At 44.5% G+C, this 7,851-nt stretch carries 8 protein-coding genes and 1 riboswitch; of the genes, 4 read left to right on the forward strand and 4 right to left on the reverse strand.

Features of this window, described 5'->3' with window-relative positions; genetic code table 11:
• Nucleotide 1: 1 nt before the first annotated feature.
• Both VNE01S_RS16660 and VNE01S_RS16665 read right to left on the reverse strand, forming a co-directional pair.
• Entirely contained in the window at nt 2-325 is a 324-nt protein-coding gene (locus VNE01S_RS16660; RefSeq protein WP_053396822.1) for a PTS sugar transporter subunit IIB, read from the reverse strand.
• Between the two features lie 215 nt (nt 326-540).
• Entirely contained in the window at nt 541-1,542 is a 1,002-nt protein-coding gene (locus VNE01S_RS16665; protein ID WP_053396821.1) for a LacI family DNA-binding transcriptional regulator, read from the reverse strand.
• 231 nt (nt 1,543-1,773) lie between these two features.
• Here VNE01S_RS16665 and VNE01S_RS16670 point away from each other — a divergent pair, with 231 nt between their 5' ends.
• Nucleotides 1,774-2,175: a VOC family protein gene (locus tag VNE01S_RS16670; protein ID WP_053396820.1), complete on the forward strand. Its 402-nt coding sequence runs from the start codon at nt 1,774-1,776 to the stop codon at nt 2,173-2,175.
• A gap of 67 nt (nt 2,176-2,242) precedes the next feature.
• Here VNE01S_RS16670 and trmA read toward each other — a convergent pair whose 3' ends face one another.
• Nucleotides 2,243-3,352, reverse strand: coding sequence for a tRNA (uridine(54)-C5)-methyltransferase TrmA (gene trmA, locus VNE01S_RS16675; RefSeq protein WP_053396819.1), 1,110 nt, complete (start codon nt 3,350-3,352; stop codon nt 2,243-2,245).
• 167 nt (nt 3,353-3,519) lie between these two features.
• Nucleotides 3,520-3,715, forward strand: a riboswitch (cobalamin riboswitch).
• 55 nt (nt 3,716-3,770) lie between these two features.
• Here trmA and btuB point away from each other — a divergent pair.
• From btuB to murI, 3 genes are read left to right on the forward strand one after another with little or no spacing between them, the layout of a single operon-like run.
• Nucleotides 3,771-5,603, forward strand: coding sequence for a TonB-dependent vitamin B12 receptor (gene btuB, locus VNE01S_RS16680; protein ID WP_053396818.1), 1,833 nt, complete (start codon nt 3,771-3,773; stop codon nt 5,601-5,603).
• 44 nt (nt 5,604-5,647) lie between these two features.
• Nucleotides 5,648-6,328, forward strand: a complete 681-nt coding sequence (locus tag VNE01S_RS16685) for a Dph6-related ATP pyrophosphatase (protein ID WP_053396817.1) — start codon at nt 5,648-5,650, stop codon at nt 6,326-6,328.
• A 36-nt stretch (nt 6,329-6,364) separates the two neighbouring features.
• The gene (gene murI / locus VNE01S_RS16690) at nt 6,365-7,153 is read left to right on the forward strand and encodes a glutamate racemase (RefSeq protein WP_053396816.1); all 789 of its coding nucleotides are present in this window, start codon (nt 6,365-6,367) and stop codon (nt 7,151-7,153) included.
• On the opposite strand, the gene VNE01S_RS16695 is transcribed toward murI, so the two are convergent.
• A complete protein-coding gene (locus VNE01S_RS16695) occupies nt 7,119-7,574 on the reverse strand; it encodes an RNA recognition motif domain-containing protein (RefSeq protein WP_053396815.1) in 456 nt (151 codons plus the stop codon). The two genes, murI and VNE01S_RS16695, sit on opposite strands and share 35 nt — an antisense overlap.
• Between the last annotated feature and the right edge of the window lie 277 nt (nt 7,575-7,851).

The following is a 7,851-nucleotide window of genomic DNA, read 5'->3' on the forward strand; positions in this document are numbered from 1 at the left end:
ACTAAGCCTCCACGCCTTGGTTTGTGTTGTACAGCGACACCGCTTGATCTAATACAACATCCCCTTTGAGCATGCCGTAGTTCATCATGTCGATAAGTCCGCACCCTTTCCCTATTTCGTTGGCGCGTTGTTTGAACTCCTCATATTTAAACTTCACTTGAGGGGCAACGAGGCATACATCGTTTTGCTGAATGCAATCTTCAAACTCAGCGACAGAGTGGGCGGAAATGGAACACTCTATGCCTTTCTCTTGAGCGGCCTGTTCCATCTTATTCACCAGCATGCTTGTTGACATGCCCGCAGCACAGCATAAAAAAATCTTCATATTCGTTTTCTCACAGTTGTTAGCCAATGAAAAAACTATATAGCAAAGTGTAACCGGTTTCTGTAACCGGTTACACTTATGTTTGTAAAATCACATGAAATGAAAGGTTTTTACTTATTGGTGTTATATGCGTCGAGTTTTCGCACAAAAGTGATTAATTTTTGTGCGACTTTGTATTGCCAACCTAAATGGTTGGCAAGGCTGTTTGCAGTGTTTTAGCTGAGTGTTTTGGTTGAGTCTCGGATGATGAGCTCGCCCTTGATCATTTCTGCTGTCGGCGCAGGATGACCAGCTACCAAACTCTGTGCGACTTCCATTGCTCTGGCCATCATCGTTTGGATTGGGTTATCGACTGTTGTGAGTGAAGGGGTAATAAATGGGCTACATGGATCGTTATCGATACCAATGACGGAGACAGTCTCTGGCACAGCAATACCTTTCTCATTCATCGCCTTGATACACCCAATCGCGATATCATCTGCGCCAGCCACAATAGCGGTACAGCAGAATCCGCGTTCTATTAATCGCTTAGTGGATTCATAGCCTTCGACGAAACCAAATGCGCAAGGTTCATGGTGTACTTTGCCGTCTAATTGAGGATATTTACTCGTTGTTTGGAAAAAGCCCTCTTTACGGGAGATTGATGTCGGAGTGGTCGCTTCTGGCCCTAGATAGAGTAGCTTTTGATGGCCCTGAGCAATCAAATGCTCCACCGCGAGAGCGATGGCATGTTGTTGGTCAAAGGCGATCGAGTAACCGGCTTCTTCGGGAAGCTGGCGACCTAAATTGATAAGTGGGATGTCAATCGAACGATTGAGGGCGATGATCTGGTCGGTTGAAAGCATGCGGCTATAGAGCACGATGACATCGCAGCGTTTTTCGACCAGCGAATGTACGGCGGCGAGCTCTCGCTCTGCTATGTTATGACCATCGGCAATGAGAAGCTGCTTTCCCATTTTTTCCGAACTGTCGGAGGCTTGCTTAAGTAGAATACCAAAGTAACTTCCGGTGAAGTCAGACAGTACTAATCCTACACTGTTGCCGCTTTTCGTCGCTAGGGCTTGTGCCACTGAGCTCGGTTTGTATTTGAGTTCCTTCATGACGGCTTCGACCAGCTCTCTGGTACTTTGCTTGACTGGACCCGTGCCATTGATCACGCGTGAGACGGTCGCTTTCGATACGCCAGCGATACGTGATACATCTGAAATAGTTGCCATTGGTACCTCTTAAATACTCATAACCCAGCGTGGCACGGACGGTATCAAAAATAACCGTTAACCGTTTTGAAAAACCAAATGAAGATACCAGAAATCCATTTGATTGAAAGAGAAGGCTTTATTTGGGATCAGATATCACGAATTAGCTCAATGATTTTATCTATTCGCTTTGATTCTTCGTGCGTAATGCGGCTTATACTAGGTTGCATAGCCATTAAAAGGAGAAGCTGCATGATAGAAGTAAAGGCCATTGATCACATTGTATTGCGAACATCAAATCGTGAGGCGATGCTTTATTTTTACCAGCAGGTGCTTGGTTGTCCGGTTGAAAGGGAGTTGCCAGATTTGGGTTTAACCCAATTAAGGGCAGGGGAGTCGATCATCGACTTAGTGTTGGTTGATAGTGAGCTAGGCAAACTTGGCGGCAAACCTCCACAGCAGGATGGGCGCAACCTCGACCACTTTTGTCTACAAATTGCGGCGTTTGACGAGCAAGAGCTGGTGGATTATTTGACTCAACACGATATTGCAGTCACAGAGTTTGCTGAACGTTACGGTGCGCAAGGGTTCGGTCGCTCTGCCTATATTGAAGATCCAGAAGGTAACGTGGTGGAGCTAAAACCACGGGTTTAAAAACGTTTTGGTTCAACTGCAATAAAAAAGCGCTCATCATGAGCGCTTTATAAATTAAAATCGCGGTTTACGCTTTGCGTTCTAACATCACACCCGCTTCCATGTGGTGGGTGTATGGGAACTGGTCAAACAGCGCAAAGCGCGTCACGTTATGAGTTTCGCACAAGACGTCTAGGTTCTCTTTTAGCGTCTCTGGGTTACACGAGATGTACAGAATACGCTCATAACCTTGCACCATTTTACAGGTATCGATATCCATACCCGCACGTGGTGGATCGACAAAAATGGTGTTGCAGTTATAGCTCTTCAAATCGACACCGGCATCTTTTAGACGGCGGAATTCACGCTTGCCTTCGATCGCTTGGGTAAACTCTTCTGCTGACAGACGCAGGATTTGTACGTTATCAATCTTGTTCGCAGCGATGTTGTATTGCGCAGACTCTACTGAAGGTTTTGCCAGCTCGGTCGCTAATACGCGGTCGAAGTTCTGCGCCAGCGCCAAAGAGAAGTTACCGTTACCGCAGTAAAGCTCCAGCAGGTCGCCTTTGCTGTCTTGAGTGCAGTCGATGGCCCATTCCAGCATTTTTTCCGCTACTTTGCCGTTCGGTTGAGTGAAGCTGTTTTCTACTTGCTGGTAGATGTACGACTGGCCGTTAACATCAAGCTTTTCGATCACGTAGTCACGGTCTAGAACAATCTTCATCTTGCGCGCACGACCGATGATGTTGAGGTTAAACCCTTCGTCATTCAAACGCTGCTTAAGCGCTTTGGCGTTTTTAGTCCACTCATCGTCAAGCTGGCGATGGTAAAGTAGAGAAACCAGAATCTCACCGCTGAGCGTCGATAAGAAGTCCACTTGGAACAGTTTGCGGCGCAGTGAGTCATTGTCTTTCATCGCATCAACAAGAAGTGGCATTAAATCATTGATCAAACGGCTTGCTGCAGGAAACTGGTCTACGCGGTATTTTTCACGCGTTTCTTGGTTGAACATGATGTAGTACAGGTCTTCACCTTCATGCCAGACGCGGAACTCAGCGCGCATGCGGTAATGTTGCTCTGGAGATTCAAACACTTCCAATTCTGGCACGTTGTACTGAGTGAACATCTCGTTAAGACGTCCAACTTTCTCTGCCAGTTGTTCTTGGTAGCGTTGCGGATTTACATCAAGAGTCGCCATGATTATTACCTTTGGGTTGTTGCCTGTGCGTAGCGCGTTTTATTTAAGAGCGCAGATTTTATTCAATCCCCGCCTGATGTCCAGTCTTGCTTGGTATTCACTATGTTGCTCGCTGTAAAAACGATAGCTTATAGCAATCTAAACTAGACAAACTATCAATAGCTTAATAGTATCAGCCACAAGCTGGTGCTATCTAGAAGTGTAGATGGCTAAAAGGGAATCCGGTGTGAATCCGGAACTGACGCGCAGCGGTAAAAGAGAACAAACACCCATAAGACACTGCATGATGGAAATGTGCGGGAAGTCGGGTTAGTAGGCTAACAGCTCTTAAGTCCGAATACCTGCCAGCAACTGAGCTCAATCACTGGAAGCCTTCGCTTCAAGCTCGGTAGGATTTACGCGATTTAGGACAAACACAATGAACCGATCTATTTTAGCGATTGCCGTGGCGTCGCTGCTTCCTTCTACCTATTCTTTAGCGCAAGAAGTTTCTATTGATGAGACGATGGTGGTGACTGCTAACCGATTTGAGCAATCAGCGCAAAGTACTTTAGCCGATGTCGAAGTTATCACACGTCAAGACATTGAATTAACTCAAGCCAAAACACTACCTGATGCACTGCGTCGTTTAACTGGTATTCAGGTTTCACAAAATGGTGGACGCGGTCAATTAGCGTCTTTATTTGTTCGCGGAACCGGATCTGACCAAGTTCTCGTCCTGGTCGATGGTGTTCGTTTTGCTCGAGCGGCGAAAGGGGCTGTCGACTTTAACCAAATTCCATTGACCTACGTTGAGCGAATAGAGTATGTACGTGGCGCTCGTGCTTCGCTGTATGGTTCTGAAGCGATTGGTGGCGTCATCAATATCATTACTATTGCACGCTCAGACAATGAAGATACAAAAATTAGCGCCGGTCTTGGGAGTTTAGAATATCAAGAGCTGAGTATTGCTTCTGGTATCAAAGCTGGTGAGCATGGTCAGTTGAATATCGCTCTAGGTAAAGAAAGTGATGATGGTTATAACGTGCGACCTGTTAAAGGTGTCAACGACAGTGACCGTCATGGCTTTGAAACTCAGAATGGTCTTTTAGGATACGTGCATAATTTTGATGAACAATGGTCAGCATTTGCGAACTTACGTGCGTACGAAAATATTTATCAGTATGACAATAGTTACGGTAGCCGTGGTTACAACGAATCCGAAAAGGATGACTTCTCTGCAACGGTCGGTGCTAAATATCAATCAGACAGCTTAATGTCTGAGTTGCAACTGACAACTCAAAAGCAAAAATCGTGGAACTATGAGAAGTCTGCGGGTAAGAACTCTGGTTCAGAAGATGAACTTGAGCAGGAAAATGTTCAATGGACCAATAGCTACTTGCTAAGTGAGAACGTTGTGCTTGCTGGTGGTATGGATTGGCGTAATGAGTCATATGTCGACAAGACAGCAGATAAAACTTTTGATCGCGCTAATGGTGCTATCTTTGGTTTAGTCTCTACACAGTTAAGTGACGCGACATTAGAGGGAAGTGTTCGCCTAGATGATAATGAAGAGTTTGGTAGCGAATTTACTTATAACGTAGCTGCGGGCTATCAACTCATTCCAGAATTTGGGGTGAAAGCTTCGTTTGGTACTGCATTTAAAGCGCCAAATCTCTTTCAGCAATATGATCCTAATTATGGCGAGAAAAATTTGGAATCTGAAGAGTCAGATGCATGGGAAGTAAGCTTTAGTGGTGTTGTTCAAGATGTATACTGGTCTCTAACTGGCTACGACTACAAGATTACTAATCTTATTGATTATCACCCTACGACTTATAAATATCAGAACGTTGATGGTGAGACTCATATTCAAGGCGTAGAATTGGTTGCAGAGTTTGCTACAGGGTTTATTCAGCACCAACTAAGTGCGGACTATAAAGATGCAGAAGGTGATGACGGCAAGCAGCTCCAACGCCGAGCCAAAGAAATGTACAAATGGAATGGTTTGGTGAGTTTTGATGATATTGATTGGTCAATTAGTTATTTGTATGTTAGCAAACGTCCGGATGTTGATTACAACGTTTGGCCGTCGCAAGGAGTAGAACTGCCATCATACTCACTGGTTGATACAGCTGTAACCTATTACGCAAATGAATCGACTACAATCAGTGCTCGAATCGATAACCTATTCGATGAAGAATATGAAATGGCACTTGGCTACCCTGCTTCAGAGCGTGCGTATTACCTGAATGTAGGTTACCAATTCTAATCACTTAAAACCGCCTTCGGGCGGTTTTTACTTATCTATATACTATGAAAAAGAACGTCATTATCAGTTGGTCAAGTGGCAAAGACTCTACATTAACTCTAGAAAGACTGATGGAGAGCGATGAGTACAATGTGATTGGACTTTACACCACTTATGTAAAAGATGAAGTCCCATTCCAGGCAACGCCTATCGAAGTGTTAGAGCTCCAGGCTCTCCTGCTTGAACTTCCTTTGATAAAAATCGAGTTGCCACAAGTATTTCCTAGCAACGAGATTTATCAGTCCTCCATCGTGAACGCATTAAAGCAAAGTGATTTGAGGATTGATGCGGTCGCGTTTGGTGATATGTTCTGCAACGGTATAGCAGAGTACAGAAAAAGCTATATAGAACCAGCGGGTTGGGAATGCGTTTTCCCTTTGATGGGGGAAAGCAGCGAAAAACTGGCTAATGAAATATTACATCGTGGAATAAAAACATTGGTCGTAACAACAGACGGTCATAGTCTTAGCCAAAATTACTGTGGGCATTGGTACACCCATGAATTTATCCGCCGTTTACCTTCAACTGTTGATCCGTGTGGAGAGAATGGTGAGTTTCATACCTTGGTAACGGAAACGACTAGTTTTAATGGAAAAATTGAGCTGACTCTTACACAGCGAGAAAGTGGAGAGCGTTTCTCTCATCAACGTTATACCGCGAAGAGATTGCCAAAAGAGTCGTTCTGAGTATGATTGCCACATCAAATAAAGTGGATTACTCAAGTGTCTCATCAAGCAAAAGTTCTTATCTTTGATTCCGGTGTCGGCGGTCTTTCCGTATATAAAGAGATAGCAGAGAGGCTGCCTCAACTGAATTACACCTATATCTTTGATAACGAAGCGTACCCTTATGGCGAGCTTGAGCACGACACTCTCATTCAAAGAGTAGAAACGTTAATTACCCAGCTGGTGGCTGAAAACAATATCGATCTTGTGGTCATTGCGTGTAATACCGCCAGCACAATCGTTCTCCCAACCTTAAGGGAAAATCTCACCATTCCAGTTGTCGGTGTAGTGCCAGCGATCAAACCTGCCTCCAATCTAGCGAATAAAGCTGTGGGCCTTATAGCTACGCCAGCGACCGTTACTCGCGAATACACCCACGACTTAGTACGTAACTTTGCACAAAGTAAACCTGTTGAAATGTTAGGTTCAACGCGCTTGGTGGATATGGCGGAAGAAAAACTTCGCGGTAAGGCAGTCGATCTACTAGAACTAAAGCAAGTCTTGAGGCCATTGGCACAGCATATCGATGTGGCGGTATTAGGTTGTACACACTTTCCTCTTATAAAGAGAGAGATCCAGCAAATTTTGGGTGAGCATGTTGTGTTGGTTGATTCAGGAGAAGCAATCGCTCGCCGAGTACAAACGTTGCTGGAGTTAGAAAGCGGAGAAGGTGCTGGAATAAGAGAAATTTATTCAACGGCTCCCCCGTGGGAAGAGGGAGCGTTGAATCATGCGTTAATCGAGTTAGGGTTTAGTCCTGTCCAGTACCGTCCGCTGATGATTTAGGATCATTCGCAATACGCACCTTGAGTGTTCTTTGCATATACTCATGTTCATTTAAAGCGTCGATGGCAGCCTGTGTATCGTCTGCCGCCATCACCACAAAACCAAAACCACGTCTTTTACCTGTGCGTTTATCCTTCATCAGGCGCACCGCAAAAACTTCCCCATGTTTAGAAAAAAGCTCCTTAACATTCGACTCATTTGCTTTATAGGGTAGATTGCCGACGTAAAGCGTGTTAGTGGAAGGGTCAGTGTGCTGTTCTTTTACTTGGGTGGTGTTCAAAAGTTTAGTAATAAAAGCGCAAGCAAGAACACCTATAACAAAACTAATAGCAGGATTGATCAGATCCTGCATCTGCGAAAAGATAATTCCGCCCAAAACAGCGAGGGCGACAATCGCTAAGATCGATTTATTCGAATTCATATTGGAATACAACTTTTGGTTTACAAAAAAGTAGTGTCTACCTGTTAACAAAATAGACACAGAGATATTACGTATATGGTTGTAGTTTTTCCAACGTATTGGTGTGACATGACTCAAATGTTGAAATTTTATTCTATTTCAATCGATTTGCTGTGTTTTTGAGCGAACGAAAAATTAATTCAAAAAAACACTTGTCTTCCTATCGGACCTCCCTATAATGCCGCCTCACCGACACGGAGTGAGACGAAAGTCACACAGCGAGTCGGATGTTAGAAAA

This window comes from Vibrio nereis NBRC 15637 (assembly GCF_001591105.1).
Lineage (GTDB): Bacteria > Pseudomonadota > Gammaproteobacteria > Enterobacterales > Vibrionaceae > Vibrio > Vibrio nereis.

What these genes read in the sequence shown, in the direction of transcription:
- VNE01S_RS16660 (WP_053396822.1), bottom strand. Translation starts at nt 325, where the DNA reads ATGAAGATTTTTTTATGCTGTGCTGCGGGCATGTCAACAAGCATGCTG.
- VNE01S_RS16665 (WP_053396821.1), bottom strand. Translation starts at nt 1,542, where the DNA reads ATGGCAACTATTTCAGATGTATCACGTATCGCTGGCGTATCGAAAGCG.
- VNE01S_RS16670 (WP_053396820.1), top strand. Translation starts at nt 1,774, where the DNA reads ATGATAGAAGTAAAGGCCATTGATCACATTGTATTGCGAACATCAAAT.
- trmA (WP_053396819.1), bottom strand. Translation starts at nt 3,352, where the DNA reads ATGGCGACTCTTGATGTAAATCCGCAACGCTACCAAGAACAACTGGCA.
- btuB (WP_053396818.1), top strand. Translation starts at nt 3,771, where the DNA reads ATGAACCGATCTATTTTAGCGATTGCCGTGGCGTCGCTGCTTCCTTCT.
- VNE01S_RS16685 (WP_053396817.1), top strand. Translation starts at nt 5,648, where the DNA reads ATGAAAAAGAACGTCATTATCAGTTGGTCAAGTGGCAAAGACTCTACA.
- VNE01S_RS16695 (WP_053396815.1), bottom strand. Translation starts at nt 7,574, where the DNA reads ATGAATTCGAATAAATCGATCTTAGCGATTGTCGCCCTCGCTGTTTTG.